The organism is Cupriavidus taiwanensis (assembly GCF_900249755.1).
GTDB lineage: Bacteria > Pseudomonadota > Gammaproteobacteria > Burkholderiales > Burkholderiaceae > Cupriavidus > Cupriavidus taiwanensis_D.
Map to the genome: position 1 here is coordinate 3150771 of NZ_LT976853.1, position 16446 is coordinate 3167216.

17 protein-coding genes are annotated in these 16446 nt (G+C 59.0%); 10 read left to right on the plus strand and 7 right to left on the minus strand.

Annotated elements, in window-relative coordinates; translation table 11 throughout:
* Positions 1–83: 83 nt before the first annotated feature.
* From CBM2594_RS14420 to CBM2594_RS14440, 5 genes are all read right to left on the minus strand, one after another.
* Positions 84–449, minus strand: coding sequence for a hypothetical protein (locus tag CBM2594_RS14420; protein WP_116357424.1), 366 nt, complete (start codon positions 447–449; stop codon positions 84–86).
* Entirely contained in the window at positions 433–897 is a 465-nt protein-coding gene (locus CBM2594_RS14425; protein WP_232346613.1) for a DUF4123 domain-containing protein, read from the minus strand. Before CBM2594_RS14425 ends, CBM2594_RS14420 begins: the two co-directional genes overlap by 17 nt.
* Before the next feature lie 41 nt (positions 898–938).
* On the minus strand, positions 939–1331 hold the full coding sequence (locus tag CBM2594_RS14430; RefSeq protein WP_116357426.1) for a PAAR domain-containing protein: 393 nt from the start codon (positions 1329–1331) through the stop codon (positions 939–941).
* A 268-nt stretch (positions 1332–1599) separates the two neighbouring features.
* A complete protein-coding gene (locus CBM2594_RS14435) occupies positions 1600–1821 on the minus strand; it encodes a YciI family protein (protein ID WP_198048131.1) in 222 nt (73 codons plus the stop codon).
* A gap of 100 nt (positions 1822–1921) precedes the next feature.
* The gene (locus CBM2594_RS14440) at positions 1922–2896 is read right to left on the minus strand and encodes a LysR substrate-binding domain-containing protein (protein WP_373457591.1); all 975 of its coding nucleotides are present in this window, start codon (positions 2894–2896) and stop codon (positions 1922–1924) included.
* Positions 2897–2994: 98 nt separating this feature from the next.
* Between CBM2594_RS14440 and CBM2594_RS14445 the strand changes: the two genes are divergently transcribed.
* From CBM2594_RS14445 to CBM2594_RS14465, 5 genes are all read left to right on the plus strand, one after another.
* Complete coding sequence (locus CBM2594_RS14445; protein ID WP_116357428.1) at positions 2995–4335, plus strand: D-serine ammonia-lyase; 1341 nt, start codon at positions 2995–2997, stop codon at positions 4333–4335.
* A gap of 42 nt (positions 4336–4377) precedes the next feature.
* Positions 4378–5697, plus strand: a complete 1320-nt coding sequence (locus CBM2594_RS14450; RefSeq protein WP_198048132.1) for an MFS transporter — start codon at positions 4378–4380, stop codon at positions 5695–5697.
* Positions 5698–5731: 34 nt separating this feature from the next.
* On the plus strand, positions 5732–7255 hold the full coding sequence (locus tag CBM2594_RS14455; protein WP_116357429.1) for a M81 family metallopeptidase: 1524 nt from the start codon (positions 5732–5734) through the stop codon (positions 7253–7255).
* 341 nt (positions 7256–7596) lie between these two features.
* Positions 7597–7812, plus strand: coding sequence for a SymE family type I addiction module toxin (locus tag CBM2594_RS14460; protein WP_116357430.1), 216 nt, complete (start codon positions 7597–7599; stop codon positions 7810–7812).
* Positions 7813–7909: 97 nt separating this feature from the next.
* The gene (locus tag CBM2594_RS14465; protein ID WP_116357431.1) at positions 7910–8521 is read left to right on the plus strand and encodes a DUF6402 family protein; all 612 of its coding nucleotides are present in this window, start codon (positions 7910–7912) and stop codon (positions 8519–8521) included.
* Between the two features lie 680 nt (positions 8522–9201).
* Here the strand turns inward: CBM2594_RS14465 and CBM2594_RS14470 are convergent.
* Positions 9202–10419, minus strand: coding sequence for an oxygenase MpaB family protein (locus tag CBM2594_RS14470; RefSeq protein ID WP_198048133.1), 1218 nt, complete (start codon positions 10417–10419; stop codon positions 9202–9204).
* A 335-nt stretch (positions 10420–10754) separates the two neighbouring features.
* On the opposite strand from CBM2594_RS14470, the gene CBM2594_RS14475 reads away from it, so the two are divergent.
* The 5 genes from CBM2594_RS14475 (at position 10755) to CBM2594_RS14495 (ending at position 14852) form a co-directional block, all read left to right on the plus strand.
* Positions 10755–11330, plus strand: coding sequence for a TetR/AcrR family transcriptional regulator C-terminal domain-containing protein (locus CBM2594_RS14475; protein WP_198048134.1), 576 nt, complete (start codon positions 10755–10757; stop codon positions 11328–11330).
* A gap of 384 nt (positions 11331–11714) precedes the next feature.
* Entirely contained in the window at positions 11715–11828 is a 114-nt protein-coding gene (locus tag CBM2594_RS27115) for a SymE family type I addiction module toxin (protein WP_232346638.1), read from the plus strand.
* Positions 11829–12264: 436 nt separating this feature from the next.
* Positions 12265–12465: a helix-turn-helix domain-containing protein gene (locus CBM2594_RS14485; RefSeq protein ID WP_116357434.1), complete on the plus strand. Its 201-nt coding sequence runs from the start codon at positions 12265–12267 to the stop codon at positions 12463–12465.
* A 168-nt stretch (positions 12466–12633) separates the two neighbouring features.
* Entirely contained in the window at positions 12634–13845 is a 1212-nt protein-coding gene (locus CBM2594_RS14490; protein WP_116357435.1) for an ATP-binding protein, read from the plus strand.
* Positions 13842–14852: a ParA family protein gene (locus tag CBM2594_RS14495; RefSeq protein WP_116357436.1), complete on the plus strand. Its 1011-nt coding sequence runs from the start codon at positions 13842–13844 to the stop codon at positions 14850–14852. The genes CBM2594_RS14490 and CBM2594_RS14495 overlap by 4 nt, the downstream gene beginning before the upstream one ends.
* Before the next feature lie 106 nt (positions 14853–14958).
* Here the strand turns inward: CBM2594_RS14495 and CBM2594_RS14500 are convergent, their stop codons facing one another.
* Complete coding sequence (locus CBM2594_RS14500) at positions 14959–16362, minus strand: hypothetical protein (RefSeq protein ID WP_147310420.1); 1404 nt, start codon at positions 16360–16362, stop codon at positions 14959–14961.
* Positions 16363–16446 lie beyond the last annotated feature (84 nt).

The window sequence follows — 16446 nt, forward strand, 5'->3', positions numbered from 1 at the left end:
TTTCCGGCCTTGGCTTGTCCGGCGCCGGACCTCTGCCCGCTTCCACGACCAGCTATTGGTTCACCGCAGTTGCATCGCACGCATCACGCCGGCGGTATGCCTTTACCCATTTCATCTAGGACGTACGCGATCACTGCAGACAAGTCATCCAGCCTCAGCTCCGGCGTCGCCCCGGGCTTCAAGAGATACATCTGTACTTGCTCGTCAGCCGCCAATTGCGGTGCATCGGCACAAAGATAGAGAAGCTTCACGATATGCGGCGTTGATTGCAGCCCGATTCGTGCGGCAAGGTCATACCCGGCCAGCATTCGACGGAGGACTTCTTCTTTACCTGGTTCTCGCAACAGTTCCGGCCGAAGACCCAGGAACTGTTCACAGACCGCACCGACAAAACTCCGAGCCTCCGCTTCCCGCAGCGCCTGCCATTGCGCTTCACTGAGCGTCAGCATGCTGCCTCCCTATCCAGACTCTCACGCCCTTGTCGAGGAAATGCCATTCATGGATATGACCAAAAAAATCCGCTCGCTGGTCACCCGCCATCAGCTGAAAAAGGCTCGCCAGCACGCGTGGATCCCAAAACCGCAAGAGTGCAGTTCTTCCGTCGGGCAGCTTGATGTCGAGCCGCAATTGCAGGAGCTGTGAAAGTCCGGTGAGATTGGCCTCAGCGAAGAGCCAAGTTACGGCTGGCGCGGTCTTCTCCAGTGCAATCAAGTCATGCAGCACCGCTTCAGTGACGTGCGCCGTGTCAACCAGCCAAGGGCCAGCGTGTGCCAGCGCATCATCCGCCGTACCGGAGAACAAGGCCGCCACTACGCCGGGCACATGTTCAAGCTGGCAATGCCGATGCTGCTGATACACCGCGCCATCCACCAGGACGTACAGATTCAGCGTTTGCATGCCTGCGCGGAGTTGGGCGTATCGATCGAGGATGCCCATCGCTACCCTCTGACCACTGTTGCCGCACCTGTCATAGCCGCCTTCATCAGACAGTCGAGGCAGAGGCCAGAACCCGTAACAGCAGCGATCGCTGCCGGTTCAAAGTCGGCGACCGCTGGAGCCTCCATCTCGCTCGCCAACGTGGTGTCCTGGCTGGCTAGCAACCTGGCACCGCAGGCGGTGCGGTCCATATGCCTGGCGTAGGGAACACCATTGGGCGCAGTGATAATCCCGTTGCCTGCGAGGATCGGAAAGGTGCCCTTGCACTTGGGGCAGATCGTCATGTCCCCCGCACGTGCCATGGCGCGATTGCCGATGATGCTGGTGGCATCGCCGGTAATGACTGTCCCTCCGTGCGTTGTCCGGTCGCCAACGCAAATGAGTCCGGAGATCACCCTAACCCCTCCACCTTCGTTATGCCCGAAAAAGCCGCCTGACTGCCGTTGAATTCTTGCTCAAGGTAGTTGGCGCAAAGGGGTCATGGCAACAGACCAAATCCGCAAAGATATGCGTCTGTTTCTGCAACGGTGATGGAAACGGCTGCAGCCGGTCACCATAGGCGACCGCATGCGTGAGAGGCTAAGACCTGGGTCAAATGGTCACCGGCTCATCGAAGGCGCGGTGCCAGCTGTGGATCTCCACGCGCTCGCGTAGACCTTGCGTTCAAAATGGATCGGTTTGAACGAGGGCCTCTACCTCCGCGCGATCCGCAGCCCGAACAATCCAGAGCCCGCCAACCGCTCCTTCGTCAGGAACTTCGCGCAAAGAGCCCGCGATCAGGATCGTGTCGCCATGCAACGCCAGCCAATCGAGATGGGCTTGCAATAGGGAATTGCGCAGGGCGAGCTGGTCGGGCTTGTCGTGGAAGCGAACGGCGAAAATCATGGTGTTGTTCCAGCCCCCGCAATGGCGGTGTCACGTTGAGTGGGATAGAAAGCAGCAGGCGAAATTTCCGCGCACGGCGTGCTATGTATCGGTAATCGAATCAGCGGACCATCCCCTGCTCCGCAACACCTCCACCCACCGAAAACAACTCCACTCTCTCTGCATCAAATCGCCCGCACTCCGCCTTCAGCCACGTCGAAAACACGGCCGCGCGCCGATCATCAGCATTTCGAGTAAGCAGCATATAGCGCGCCGGCGCGCGAACGTGCTTGCCAAAGACATTCACCAGCCGTCCGCTCCTGAGCTCGTCATAGACCAGCGCCGTACGCCCCATCGCCACCCCCTGGTGATTCAACGCCGCGCTGATGGCAAGGCTCGACAGATTGAATTGCGGCCCCTCCAGATGCGCGAGCCATTCCGGATGAAACGCCTCAAGCCATGTGCGCCATTCCACGAACTCGGCCGCGCCGATCCAAGCCGATGCGTCATGCAGCAACACGACGCCGTCGAGCGAAGCCCCGTCAGATAGCCCGGGATGCTGGGCGAGGTACTCGGGCGTGGCTACCGGAATCAGGTACTCATCCAGCAAGACGTCGGCATGCAGCTGGCTGTAGTGAACCGGGTCGTAACGCACCGCCACGTCAATGTCTTCCGCATCCATCGATTGCCGGTCCAGGGCCTGGAACTCGGCCTTCAGGCGCACGGACACATCCGGCTGATCGCGGTGGAACTCAGTCAGGCGCGGCATCAGCCATTGCAGCGCAAAAGACGGCAGGCAATTGACCTGCAACGGGGCGTTTGGCAGGCCGAGTTTCTGAATCGTCTGCTGGATGTCGTGCAGTGCGCGCGTGGTCGTCTCGAACAGCGCCTCACCCTTTGGCGTCAGCTTCAGGTTGCGCGGCTGGCGCACGAAAAGCACGTAGCCGAGGCGGTCTTCCAGATGGCGGATCTGCTGGCTCACCGCGCTCTGGGTAAGGCTCAGCGATTCGGCCGCCTTGGTGAAGCTCAGCAAGCGCCCCGCGGCTTCGAAACACCGCAGCGCCCCGAGGACAGAGGAGTCGAGCTGCATTCGTATTAGCTTGACTAATGCATGCGTTAGAAATGATCGCTATTTTTGCACGATTGCAGCGCCTACGATCACGGCTTGTCAGCAATTCCCTGGAGACTGGCGTGATGGCGTCCCTGCCGCTCAACCCTGAACTATTAGCAAGACTGCAATCGAAACAGCCGCTGCTCTGGCTGAATCCGAAACAAGGGCAACCCTTGCCGGCTTCCGCCCCCTCGGCAGATCTGATCGCATCGGCCGAGGCGCGTCTTGCGCGCTGTGCACCGCTTATGGCGACGCTGTTTTCCGAACTGGCGCCAAGCCACGGGCAAGTGGAATCGCAGCTGATGCCAGCCACAGCGCTTCAGCACGCGATCGTCGGCAACGATGGCGGCGACGGGGCATGGTTTATCAAGCGTGACGACCAACTGCCGATTGCCGGCTCCATCAAGGCGCGCGGCGGCTTTCATGAAGTGCTGGCGATTGCCGAATCCATCGCGATCGAGCATGGCATCCTCGACCCGGACGGTGATCGCCGCGTGCTGGCGACCGCGGCGGCGCGCGCGCTGTTCTCGCAATACTCGGTGACGGTCGGCAGCACCGGCAACCTCGGCTTGAGCATCGGCGTGATGGCGGCGGCGCTCGGATTCGATGCGGTGGTGCATATGTCCGCGGACGCCAAGGCGTGGAAAAAGGACCGCCTGCGCCAACGCGGCGTGCGCGTCGTGGAGCATGAAGGCGACTATGCGGAAGCGGTGGCGGCAGGCCGGCAGCAGGCGCTGGCGGCGCCGCGCTGCCATTTTGTCGATGACGAGCGCTCCGCCATGCTCTTCTTCGGATATGCCGCCGCGGCACGCCACCTGTCGCGCCAACTGGCCGAAGCCGGCCGCGTTGTCGATGCCGCGCATCCGCTCTTCGTCTATCTGCCGTGCGGTGTCGGCGGCGCGCCCGGCGGCATTACTTACGGGCTGAAAGCACTGTTCGGCGAACATGTGCATTGCTTCTTTGCCGAGCCCGTGGCCTCGCCTTGCATGCTGGTGCAGTTGGCATCGGGCACGGACGCTCCCGTATCCGTCTACGACATCGGCCTGGATAACCGGACCGATGCCGATGGCCTGGCGGTCGGCCAGGCATCCCATCTGGTCAGTCCGTTGATGGCATCCCAGCTTGCGGGCGTATTCACCGTCGCCGACGATCAGCTCTACGTTCAGTTGCTCGCGCTCAAGACTTCGATGGGCGTGGAAGTCGAGCCGTCAGCGGCGGCCGGCATCGGAGGCCCGGGCTGGTTGCTTGGCTCGCATGAAGGCCAGGCGTATGTGCGCGATCACGGACTGGACATGCGCAACGCCACGCATGTGATCTGGGCCACCGGCGGCTCGCTGGTGCCGCCCGCGGAGCTTCGCCGGTTCCAGGACTACGCCGCAACGCTGGCCGGCCAGGCATGCGGCGCGATGCAGCCGGCAGCCTGACCCTTTCGTCGTCGCCCCCAAAACAACACAAGGAGACATTTCATGGAGAAGCACGCCACGCTTTCGCCCGATATTGAGGGGCGGCCCGACACCTACGCATTTGAAGACGCCACCTACCGCAAGGTCGCCCTGCGCTTCATCCCGTTCCTGATGCTGTGCTACGTCGTCGCGTATCTCGATCGCGTGAATATCGGCATCGCCAAGCTCAATATGCTGGCCGACCTGCAATTCAGCGAGGCGGCCTATGGACTCGGCGCAGGACTGTTCTTTATCGGCTATATGCTGTTCGAGGTACCGAGCAACCTCATCATGCATCGTGTCGGCGCGCGACGCTGGATTGCCCGCATCATGATCTCCTGGGGCCTGCTCTCGGGAGTCATGGCATTTGTCACGACGCCGTGGCAGTTCTATACGGTACGCTTCCTACTCGGCGTCGCCGAAGCCGGCTTCTACCCCGGCGTCATCCTCTATCTGACGTACTGGTTTCCGAATCGCCGCCGCGCCAAGGTCACGGCCATATTCCAGGCGGGCATTCCCATCGCCGGCTTGCTCGGCAGCCCTTTGTCGGGCTGGATCCTGGAGCGCTTTCACCAGGTCGGCGGCCACGCCGGCTGGCAATGGGTGTTTGTGCTCGAAGCCCTGCCGACGCTGCCGCTGGCCATCGGCGTGCTGTGGATCCTGACGGATCGCGTCACGGACGCCAAATGGCTGACACCGGCGCAACGCCAGTTGATCGAGAACGATATCGCGCAGGACGATCATGGCCGGGAACACATGCCGCTGACCGGCATTCTGCGGGACATGCGGATTTGCAAGATTATCCTGATGACGTTTCCCGCGATGATGGCGTTGTACACGCTCGGCTTTTACCTGCCCACGCTGATCAAGGACGCTGGGGCGGTCAGTGGCGTACAGATCGGCCTGCTTAGCGCAATCCCATATTGCGTGGCCGTGGTCGCCATGGTGCTGGTGGGGCGGAGTTCGGATCGGCATCGGGAGCGACGCTGGCACCTTGCCGGCATCATGCTGGTGGGCGCCTTCGGGCTGGTGGCAAGCGTGTTCGCGGAACAGAATCTCGTACTCGCCGTGATCTCGTTGTCGATCGCTGCGGCGGGGATCATCAGTTTCTCGCCGATCATGTGGACGTTGCCGACGGCATTCCTCGGCGGCGCGACGGCAGCGGCATGCATCGGCGCGATCAACAGCCTGGCGAACCTTGGCGGCTTTGTCAGCCCGTACCTGATCGGCTGGATTCGCGACACATACCACAGCACCGCGCCGGCCATCTTTATCATCGCCGGCGCGCTTGTCGCCGGCGCACTGGTCGCTCTGAGCTTTGATCCAAAAAAGGTCAATCGCTGATCGCACGCAGACCATACCTTCCGGAGGCATTCCCGTGACTTCAGACCCATTGCCCGTCCGCCTCGCCGTTGCCGGACTTATCCACGAGACCAACACATACGCCGCCGAATTCGCGGGCATGACGCCACTGCGCGCGTTCGAGCAGTATCGGGGCGATGAAATCCTGGCGGCGTTCGACAAATCGAATCATCAGGTGGGCGGCTTTATCGAAGGCGCGCGCAGGACCGGCGCCACGCTCATCCCCACTTATGTCGGGCAGGCGACGCCGTCTGGCACCATCGAAGCCGGCGCGTATGCCGCCATGAAGCAAGCCATCCTCGAAGGCATTCGCGCTACGCTGCCGATTGACGGCGTGCTACTGGCCCTGCATGGCGCCGGTGTGGCCGACGGCACTGAAGACGTCGAAGGCGATCTGGCGCTTGCCGTGCGTGCGCTGGTCGGGCCGGGCGTCCCGATTGCCGCGGTCTACGATTTGCACGGCAATTTGACGGACGCGATGCGCGGCGCTTGCGACCTGACGTTGCCGTGCAAGCTGTATCCGCATACCGACTTCCACGACCGGGGCGTCGAAGCCGTTGAGTTGCTGCTTGAGATGGTTCGGGGAAGGCTCAAACCGGTCACTGCAATGCGGCGCCTGCCGATGCTGCCGTATATCGTGACGACACAAGAAGGGTTCATCCCGGCGGAAGTCAATGCCGTTTGCCGGATGCTGGCCACACAGCCGGGCGTGATCGACTGCTCGTGGTTCCACGGGTTTCCCTACGCGGATATCGCGGCGCCCTGCCCGGCGGTTGTGTGCACCACAAACGGAAATGCGGCGCTGGCGCAGCGTTGCGTCGATGAGGTTGCGCAATGGATCTGGTCGCATCGTGAGGCGTTTCGTCCGGCGTTTCCGTCGCCTGCGCAGGGCGTCGCTCTTGCCCTGTCAGCAGTAGAGGGGCCTGTCGTTGTCAACGAGTACGCAGACAACCCGGGCGGCGGTACGCCCGGAGATGGCACGCATTTGCTGCGGGCGTTACTGGAGGCTAATCCGCCTGCCGGGACGTGCTGTTTCGCGTCTATTAACGATGCTGCCGTGGTTGCCCAAGCACAGCGTGCGGGTGTCGGCACGACGATCAGGGTTTCGCTGGGTGGCAAGCAAGGCCGGTTCCAGGGGGCGCCGATCGAGGCCGATGCTTATGTGAAATGCATCACGGACGGGCGATTCGTAAATCGCCCCGGGGCGATGTTTGAAGGGGTTCGCTTTGACCTGGGGGCGATGTGTCGGCTGATCATCAACGGTGTCGATGTCATCGTGGCTTCGCGTGCGGAGCAGATCTATGATGTCGAGCCGTTTGCGATGCATGGGGTGGATGTCACCGGGTACAAGGTCATTGCGATCAAGGGGGCCAATCACTTCCGTGCGGGATATCGGACGGTGGCTAAGCAGATCATTTCTGTCGACAGTGTAGGCTTGAGTACGGCGGCGATTGCGTCGTTTCCGAGAGAAAGGCTTGTTGGGGAGTTTTGGCCTTTGTCGGACGAAGTACGGTTTGATGGCGGTGTCGATGGCGCATGACGGCGGAGGCCAACGCTGGCGAGGAATGCGCACAGGTCTATTTCCGATCTTGATCTTGAAACACGTCCGTCCCCTTTCGTCGTATGGGACGTGCACTTATCGGTGGTCGCTGGCGGAGGGGTTGTTCTTTAGCCTAGGCAACGGTGCTGAACACACCTCTTACAGCGACTCAGCCACGCTCGACAGTCGTGGTTCTTTGCGTCCATAGCTCTCGCTATGGCCGGGTAACGCGCAGTCATACAAGACCCGCAAGGGGAAAACTGCGGGCCGTCTGTGAGCGGTGTTCAAGTGCCTGGCCGCCCTATGAACAGGGCGAAGTAACAATCTCACAGGAGTTGGCTATGGCGAAACGATCTCCTGGTGCGCAGGTACGCACCATCAAGACTGGACGCACTTTTTACCCGGTTGCTGCGGGCAGCAATAATAGATTTTCTGAGCTACGGGCAATCCCTTGGATTCGATTGCGTGGTATTTGGCTGGAGAAGGCTGGCTTCAGCGTTGGACAGCTACTGAAAGTTGAGGTAGGCCACAAGAAGGTCGTGATTTCGGTAGAGTGAGACGGGCTGCGAGGTCGGTGGGACGGAACGGCTCCTACCGGGGCCTGTCAGTTTTTTTTGTGTGCAGGGCAGGTAATGGCTCACCGCTAATTCGACGGTGAACCAGCATTATCTCAGCGAGCCGTCCCCCTACTACATCGATTCATGGAAAACGTGTGAGGCCGACATTCAGAAGTACCATCAGGAGTTTCAATACCAGCGAACGCTAGTTGACAGTGAGAACACGGACAAGTTCTTGATGCTACTAAGAGGCATCGCAGCACCAAACGGCGTGATGATGGACGACCTATACGACTCGCTCGGAGCCTTCTCCTTCAATGCAACCCTGGACGGCTTCTTCTATGAGCGTGTGACCTCAACTCGCACCCGACTGGTCATAAAGGAAATCTCCCTCTACATGCGAGACGTTTTTACGTTTCATGATCGAGAACGTAAGGGCGGAACCCAATACCTTGGGCATTGGAACAAGAGTGGCTTCATCATCGTTCCGTCCGCCGTCGCGGCCGGGGAGCTATCCACGGCAGACTGGCTTATGTACCCCGTTGCCAGAGGCGGAATCGTCTCTGACGCGACAGTCTTTTACCCGGTACGTAACAAGGACTATCGCGATTGGCAGTTGAAACATAAGCAGGGGGGCGACATGGTCTTGTACTCCGACAGGGAGCGCATATCGCTGCGCCCCGCAAAAGTGTTGGAGTTCGATCTATGATCCGAGCTCGAACCTGGCGGTGGTTAAAGTTGATTGGTTTCCTTTTCGGCGTGCTGCTGATAATCCCCTACGGTTGCGACGTGGCGCATCGCAGAGAGGCTCGCGATTGCACCCGCGACGTCGAGGCAGCGCTTTACATTGGGGAGATCTGCTATTTGCCGACTCAGTATGGAACCTTGTTTCGCCTCTACGACGCGCAGAGCGGTGAACTCCTGGCGGAGCGCAGCTACAACGATTTAGAACCGAAGATCGTGTGGGGCGACAATAGGGTCTACTACAACACCGGCGCCTCACCCCCCGCATACGTTCGATTGCCCCCCACATGGCTGGATAGGCTGCGGGCAAAGCTTCCGTAAGCCACGCGATCCAGCATTAGGCCGTCGAGCATTTCAGCCATGCCTGGATTCCGGCGGCCTACCTGACGAATCAGCACGGCGCGCCGATTTCCAGCGCCCGCCTCACCAAATCGTGATGCTGCCTGCCGGTACTGCCGTACATCGTGACGACACAAGACGGGTTCATCCCGGCGGAAGTCAACGACCCCTCGTCTCATACTGCATGCCACGCGGAATCGGCTCGGCGTGCCATGGATAAGCGCCGCCCCTCAAGCGGCTAAAGCCGCATGCCGGTCGAGGCGGTGGAGTTTCCGCCCGCAGGATCGCTCCGCGCTGCCGCCCCCGTCACGCACCCGCAATCGTCCTGGGCATCCCCGCTCCCGAGTACGCACTCAGGTTGTGCTGATAAGTCGTCTCCCCCTTGAGCGCCGCGATCTGCTGATCGAACGCCGCCAGCGTGGCGGCGATCTTGCGTTGCCGGACCTCGGGGTCGCTCCGCTCCAGCAGGCGCTGGTAGCGGTTCGAATTGGCGAAGACCGGCATCAGCCCGCTCCACCAGTTGCGTTGCACGCCCAGCTTGTCGGCAAAGTCGTCGCCGTGGAACAGCCGGCAGAATGCGTGCATCAGACCCGCCGCCGCGTCTGCGGGCATGCCCAGGGCAGGCCCCAGGCGTTGGGCGGCCGCATCCAGCATCTTGGCCGTCAGCGTCGCGGCGGCCTGATCGGGCTCGCCGGCGGCTGCATCGATCAGCGCCAGCATTTCCGCGCCGGACGCCTGGTCGGTCACCCGGCGGTAGTAGCGCTCTTCAATCCCCAGCAAGTGGGCCACCAGTTGCCACACGTGGTAGAGATCGCGGAACTCGGCGGCATCAAATTCAATGCCAATCTTCTCCAGCGCGTTGAAGGGCACGTAGGTGAAATCCAGCCACGTGCGCAACATGTCGAGCTGACTGATGGGCATGCCGCGTTGCGTCGTGTCCCATCCGCGCGCCAGCAAGCCGGCCCGGACGCGGGCGTGCAGAATGCGAACCTGCAAGGTATGTACATAGCCCGGCGCGCCGGCCGCCAGGCCGCGCGGGCGCAGCGTCTGCTGCTGCCAGACGGCCGTTTCCAGCAGGCGCCGCGGAGATTGCGCATCCAGGTTGCCGGTGGCCATCAGTACGCTGGCAATCGCCGGAGAACTATAGGTATGCGCCAGCGACCCCGGGCCAAGCGAGATGCTCGTCCACAGCGCGCCAATGCTCAGATAGGCTTCGGCCCCGCGCCGTATGCGTTCGGGATCCACCCACGGCGGAATCGACTCGGCCTGCCGGAGCAAGGCGTCGATGGCCTCGGGCGGGCCCGACAGGCTTGCGCGCCCTTCCCGCAGGCCCGCTTGCAGGATCGCCGGATGGCCGGCCTGTCCGCTGTTCAGCGCGGCGATGGCCGCATCGGCCAGCGGATCGGCGCTGGCGGCCATTTCCATCACCAGCGCCGTGGCTTCGGCGCCGAAACGCGCCGCAAGCGCGGCCTGGTCAATTGCACGGCCCGGCAACGCGGGGGACAGCCTGCCATCATGCGACATTCGGGTCTCCTGGATCGGCGGGAGAGCTGCATGCAGCCCTCTTATAATTCTTGGCCAAATGGACGGGTCGTTCTATAACGAGAACAGCAAAGGAAACGACATCGTTTCCTTTATAGGGCGCCGGATGCCGATGCGCAAGTCCATGCTTTCCCTATGCGCAGATGCGGGCCCGCATCCGTCGTGGCACTCATCCAATCAGGCCGACAGCTGAGAACAGTATTGCAATGCGCAAGGGCAGAGAAACCGCAATGACGGCGGCGCCATCCGGACAACCATCCGTGCGGCCAACCGGACGTCCCTCGCTGGAACGGGCCGGGCAGCTTGCCGACACCATCATGGATCACGCCACCCGGCTCTTCGTCGAGCATGGCTTTGGCGCCACCAGCGTGGAGGCCATTGCCGCCGCCGCAGGCATTTCCAAGAAGACCTACTACACCCGCTTTGCCGGCAAGGCAGAAGTCTTCGAGGCGGCCGTGCTGCGCTACGTGGCGCAGAACCTGCGAACCGGAAAGCCGGCGCAAGCCGACAGCGAGCCGCTGGAGGAACGCCTGGTCCGCATGGCCTGCGAGCTGCTCGAATGGATCCTGCGACCCGAGGTCCTGGGCCTGTATCGCGTGACGATTGCCGAAGCACCACGGTTTCCACAACTGGCCCGAACCGTGGTCGACTTCGCCATCATCGGCGCGGCACGCTCCTTCGAGCCGGTATTCCGCACATGGGCTGCCGGCAATCCGAGCGATGACGAGATCGCCTTCGTGGCCTCGCAGTTCCTGCAGAGCGTGGCGGCCGAGCCGTTCCATCGGGCGGTTCAGGGATTGGATGCGGCGGGGTTGGATGCGCCGCGGCGTGAGAAGGTGCGGCGTGCTGTTCGGTTGTTTTTGCGGGGGTTTTCGCAGCGGGGTGAGGGCTGACTGACCGGGCGGGCAATCCTGTGCTGTGAACTTAGACTCGTCTCATTCTCCGACAAGTGCGTGACGCGTAGGCTTGCCCATGGTGCTGAACACACCTCTGGTAACGGCCTCACCGCGCCCGTCAGCCTGCGGTTCTTCTATCCATAGCTTTGCAGAGGCCGGGTAGCGCGCATCGATACAAGACCCGCGAGGGGAAAGATGCGGGCCGATTTGCCAGCGGTGTTCAAGTACCCGGCCGCCCTCTGAACAGGGGCGAAATGACAATCCTTCCAAGGATCTGCTATGGCAAAACCTTCGTCTCCAACACAGGTGCGAACTCTAAAGACTGGGCGTACCTTCTTTCCTGTTGCTCCCGGGAGAAGCAACAATTTTACGGGTCTACGGATGGTTCCGTGGATTCAGCTGAGGGGTGTTTGGCTTGAGCGAGCCGGATTTCGTGTCGGACAACAGCTCAAAATTAGGGTACGACGTAAGCGCGTCGTCATTTGGGTAGGATAGCGCGGTGACCCGATAGCAACCCACCTAACCACTCTCCTATCGATTGTGTTGGGAAAGCACGGCAGATTGGATGTTCAGTGAGCATTTGCGTGTGGCCGCCTCTCGGCGTTCGCTGGGCGGTCCATGCTGGTCGATCTGGAGATGTCGATCTGCCGCCCCTTGATCCGGCTACGCGTCCACTGGAGTTTCTTGGCATCGTCGAGGCCACATAGCGATGGCTGAGCATGGCCAACACTGTCTAAGCTGAAAGTTGTTCCGCCTTTGTTGCCAAGCGACTTCGTTGGTTGGCCTGCCCGCGTGCCATGAACGTAACGAGCGCTCCGGACTAAACTAGCGACGCAAATTAGTCACTTTTTTCTGCACTTTCCCGCTTTCTTACTCGCTTCATTGCTGCGGTAAAATGCAACATCCATGTTCCACGTCGTTCTTCTCTAAGATGGCAAACCACATCCTATACGGGCAAGACGCGCAAGAGTTGCGAAAGCAAGCTGGGTTGACACAAGCGCAATTGGCGGAACGGTGGGGCCTCACTCGACAGCAGATTGGCCGATATGAGAAGGTCGGCCAGACAGTCCCACCGAAGGAAGCAGACGCCTACCGCGGACTGCACTGCCTGACGGATCGGGGTGCAAACTAGCAACCACTGGCCCCCAAACGTACACGACAATGGTCCTTAGCCTCGGACACTAGGTTATATGACTACGAAGCACCAATCTGCGATGCACCCTTGCAAACTATTGCAGCGAGATCCTAGCAGCGGGTTGGCATCTCAAGAGACGAAGCACCGCCAAAGTGAAGGTTTGACATGAAACCATTGACCGATGATGAGCTCGGAGCTCTTCTGAATGACCTGGAGTCGGACCGTGCCGAACGAAAGAGGGCGTGGGCGGGAGACGCTCCGGACAAGGTTCGACAAGCAGTATGTGCTCTTGCAAATGATCTGCCCAATCACGCCAGACCTGGGGTCATTTTTATCGGGGCGAATGACGACGGGAGTTCCGCCAATATCGAGATCACCGACAGGCTCCTACTTACGCTCTCCGATATTAAGACGGACGGAAAAATTGTGCCTCCCCCAACCTTAACGGTTGAACAGCGGGTGATAAAGGGGGCCTCGTTGGCCGTATTGACAGTTTGGCCGGCCGACTCTCCTCCCGTTCGTTATGAGGGGCGGATATGGATTCGCGTGGGACCACGCCGCGGATTAGCTACCGCACAGGACGAACGGATACTGAATGAAAAGCGAAGGCACCGCGATCGTGCATTTGATACACATCCAGTTCAGAACTGTCCGTTGAGTGAATTGAATCGGGTGGTGTTTGAGAACGAGTATTTACCCCAAGCGATCGCAGCAGATGTTCTAGCGGCCAATGGCCGCACGTACGAGGAGCGACTTGCTTCGTTGGGCATGATTTCTTCCGTTGACGATCCGACTCCAACCGTAATCGGCCTGCTTACATTGGGAAAGAGCCCACGTACCTGGGTACCATGCTCTTACATACAATTCCTACGCATTCGCGGGACGGAATGGGGTGACCCTGTCGCAGATGAAATGGAAATTGATGGCACCCTAGACCTCATGCTTCGCAGGCTGGATGACAAAATTAAAGCGACTTTAGCGGTTTCGGTCGATTTTTCCTCTGGAACTACGACGGAGATTCGCTCCTCACCGTACCCGCTTAGCGCTTTGCAGCAGCTTACTCGAAACGCAGTAATGCATCGTAGTTACGAAAACACCAATGCCCCCGTACGAGTCTACTGGTTTGATGATCGGATTGAGATTTCGAATCCTGGTGGACCATATGGCACGGTAACGACCGAGAATTTCGGAAGACCAGGAGTAAGTGACTATCGCAATCCGAGCATCGCAGCGGTACTAAAGACGCTCGGATTCGTTCAACGCTTTGGATTTGGCATTGCGGAAGCTCGTCGATCGCTAGAAGCAAACGGTAATCCGCCATTAGAATTCCAGGTTGAGTCGACCGTGATTCTCGCCACGGTTAGGAGAACCCAATGAGCGTCCCTGTACTTACTTTCTTCAATAACAAGGGTGGCGTAGGTAAAACTTCCCTTGTATTCCATCTTGCTTGGATGCTATCGGAGATGGGGAAGCGGGTAGTGGCAGTTGACCTCGATCCGCAAGCGAACCTAACGTCAGCATTTTTGTCCGAAGATGACCTGGAGGTTCTTTGGGACCCGGATGACACCTCTCCGCGCAGCGGGACTATTTTTCAGTGTGTACGACCTCTAACGGAGGTAGGTGACATACTTTCCCCACAGACGCAACGAATTAGCGGCCGCCTACATTTGGTCCCAGGGGATCTGGGTTTAGCCGGATTTGAAGATTTTTTGTCGCAGGAGTGGCCCAACGCACTTGGATCTGGCAGTCTTTATCGCCCCTTCCGCGTTCTGACTTCGTTTTGGCAGGTGAGCCAAATTGCTGCTAGACAGCACAATGCGGATATCATACTGGCAGATGTCGGCCCTAATCTTGGCGCAATAAACCGTTCAGCGCTTATCGGCACTGACTACGTTGTTATTCCGTTAGCGGCGGACCTTTTTTCCCTACAGGGCTTACGAAATCTAGGGCCAACGCTACGTAGATGGCGAGCCGATTGGAACAAGCGTGTGGAAAATTGGGCGGAATCCGCTTTTGATCTACCAAACGGCAGAATGGACCCGTTAGGTTATATTCTTATGCAACACAGCGAGCGGCTATCCCGACCAGCGAAGGCGTATAAGAAATGGGCGGATCGAATTCCCTCAACGTATGAACAAAGTGTCTTGAACGACCCAATAGGAAGTCAACCGAAGTTCGATGATGAATACTGCCTTGCGCGACTCAAACACTATAGAAGCCTGGTTCCCATGGCACAAGAAGTTCGAAAGCCAATCTTCCAGTTGACAAGCGCGGACGGGGCAATTGGCAGCCATTCTTATGCAGTAAGAGATGCTTGGGGCGATTTCAATATGCTTGCCAAAGCCATTCTTGATCGAATCGAGAAGGATCAGACTGACACTTAGTCAGCAACTCGTAACAAAAAACGGGAGCCAATGTGGCTCCCGTTTTTCATCATTTATCCACCTCCATCTCCGCTCCCCGCCTAGATGATCGGTGGATATCCGCAATTCAAGCATCCTCAACGGCTTCTGGTACGGTGGAAGTCGGTAGTTTCTCTGAATCGAGGTTCCGCGGTTCTTCTAGATTTATCGTACGCTTGGTATAAGCGTACACACCGATGTTTCCGCTCAAATAGGATTTGAGCATTTCAATCTTCAGATACGTCCTAGCCTCATAGAGCTCCTTATCGGACAATGCCAGACCACTAGCAGAAGCAAACGCAACGTCTTTAGCCACAATACCGATTTTTGCAAAATCAAGCCGTTCCGCATAGATCGCACTGATTCTATTGAACAGAAATCTCAAGGCAGAATAGCACACCGTCAGAATCGAAAAGCACACAGCCAGGTATGGCAGACGAGTGACGAAAACCGTCATCAAATCAAGGTTGGGTTCTTTTACGTACTTCACGGAGAGATCCACCGCACCCCATAGCAATTGCACCGTTAGTATCGCGATGATCCCAAGTGGAACCGCACTCAGCCAAAGGAAGGTCCAAGCCTGCTTTGCTCCGTGGTCGGAGAATGAAGAGAACTCTTCGGAAAAGAGATTCACATTGCTAGTCAACTCACGCAAGCGTCGCTCAGCGCTCGAGGTATCTTCTGCCAGAGAACGCAGGTGCTCCTTACGCTTAGAAGTCTCTCCCTCGATATCGCGTATTGTCGCCTCTTTTGCACCTATTTGATCGACGAGCGCCTGCTTGCGTGCGTCTGCACGCGCAACGTCGTCCTTCAGCGCAGCCAGTTTGGCAGCAGCTTCCGTTACGCCGGCCTGCGTTTCCTCGATCTCTTCTTGTAGCGCAGCAAGTTCAGCATTCTTCGCCACTTCCAACTGAGCAACTGCAGTTTCGCGCTGCAGCACCTTCTCTTGCTGCGTTAGAACCGAGGCCTTTTCCCGCCCGAGTTCCGCGATGGCGGCCTCGCGCAAGCCTTGCAACTGCGACAGAGATTCGGACAGGCTAGCAAAGTCGTCTGGGAAGAAACCCAGTATCCGGATCCGAGAAATTAGCAGCGTGCGCCTACGAAACAACTCAAAATAGCTTGGCGGCAGATAGATCGACACACCACTGCTGACGCAGCGCACTTCGAACGCAACCTTGTTGGCTAGCGAATCCGCCATGCACCGCTTGCGTACTTGTCGGCCGGCCAAGGCGTCAAATACCGAGAGCTCGATACCGGCCCCTACCGCTGACTTCGAAAACTCAATCTCAATTGAGGCTACGTACGCAGGCTCTTGGAAATTGATCTCGTATGGTTCGCCAGATCGGATGCCGAACGGCTTATCGTTACCTTCGTTCAGACAGCGAGCAATGCCGCTTAGTTTGCTGACGAATTCCGATGGAAAAGCTTCTAGCTCTACAGCCGGTGTCCCGTCTAAGACCCGCATTGAGTTATCCGTGGCCTCGAATGCCATCTTTGCCTCCCAGTGAGTCGCTCATCGCTCTGCCAGTCAGCCCGTGAGCGAACATGAATAGTTGGATGCTTTTCGTAAATTATG

Coding starts and splice junctions, on each gene's coding strand:
- CBM2594_RS14420 (WP_116357424.1), bottom strand. CDS start 449: ATGCTGACGCTCAGTGAAGCGCAATGGCAGGCGCTGCGGGAAGCGGAG.
- CBM2594_RS14425 (WP_232346613.1), bottom strand. CDS start 897: ATGCAAACGCTGAATCTGTACGTCCTGGTGGATGGCGCGGTGTATCAG.
- CBM2594_RS14435 (WP_198048131.1), bottom strand. CDS start 1,821: ATGATTTTCGCCGTTCGCTTCCACGACAAGCCCGACCAGCTCGCCCTG.
- CBM2594_RS14445 (WP_116357428.1), top strand. CDS start 2,995: ATGGCGTCCCTGCCGCTCAACCCTGAACTATTAGCAAGACTGCAATCG.
- CBM2594_RS14450 (WP_198048132.1), top strand. CDS start 4,378: ATGGAGAAGCACGCCACGCTTTCGCCCGATATTGAGGGGCGGCCCGAC.
- CBM2594_RS14460 (WP_116357430.1), top strand. CDS start 7,597: ATGGCGAAACGATCTCCTGGTGCGCAGGTACGCACCATCAAGACTGGA.
- CBM2594_RS14470 (WP_198048133.1), bottom strand. CDS start 10,419: ATGTCGCATGATGGCAGGCTGTCCCCCGCGTTGCCGGGCCGTGCAATT.
- CBM2594_RS14475 (WP_198048134.1), top strand. CDS start 10,755: ATGGATCACGCCACCCGGCTCTTCGTCGAGCATGGCTTTGGCGCCACC.
- CBM2594_RS27115 (WP_232346638.1), top strand. CDS start 11,715: ATGGTTCCGTGGATTCAGCTGAGGGGTGTTTGGCTTGAGCGAGCCGGA.
- CBM2594_RS14485 (WP_116357434.1), top strand. CDS start 12,265: ATGGCAAACCACATCCTATACGGGCAAGACGCGCAAGAGTTGCGAAAG.
- CBM2594_RS14490 (WP_116357435.1), top strand. CDS start 12,634: ATGAAACCATTGACCGATGATGAGCTCGGAGCTCTTCTGAATGACCTG.
- CBM2594_RS14495 (WP_116357436.1), top strand. CDS start 13,842: ATGAGCGTCCCTGTACTTACTTTCTTCAATAACAAGGGTGGCGTAGGT.
- CBM2594_RS14500 (WP_147310420.1), bottom strand. CDS start 16,362: ATGGCATTCGAGGCCACGGATAACTCAATGCGGGTCTTAGACGGGACA.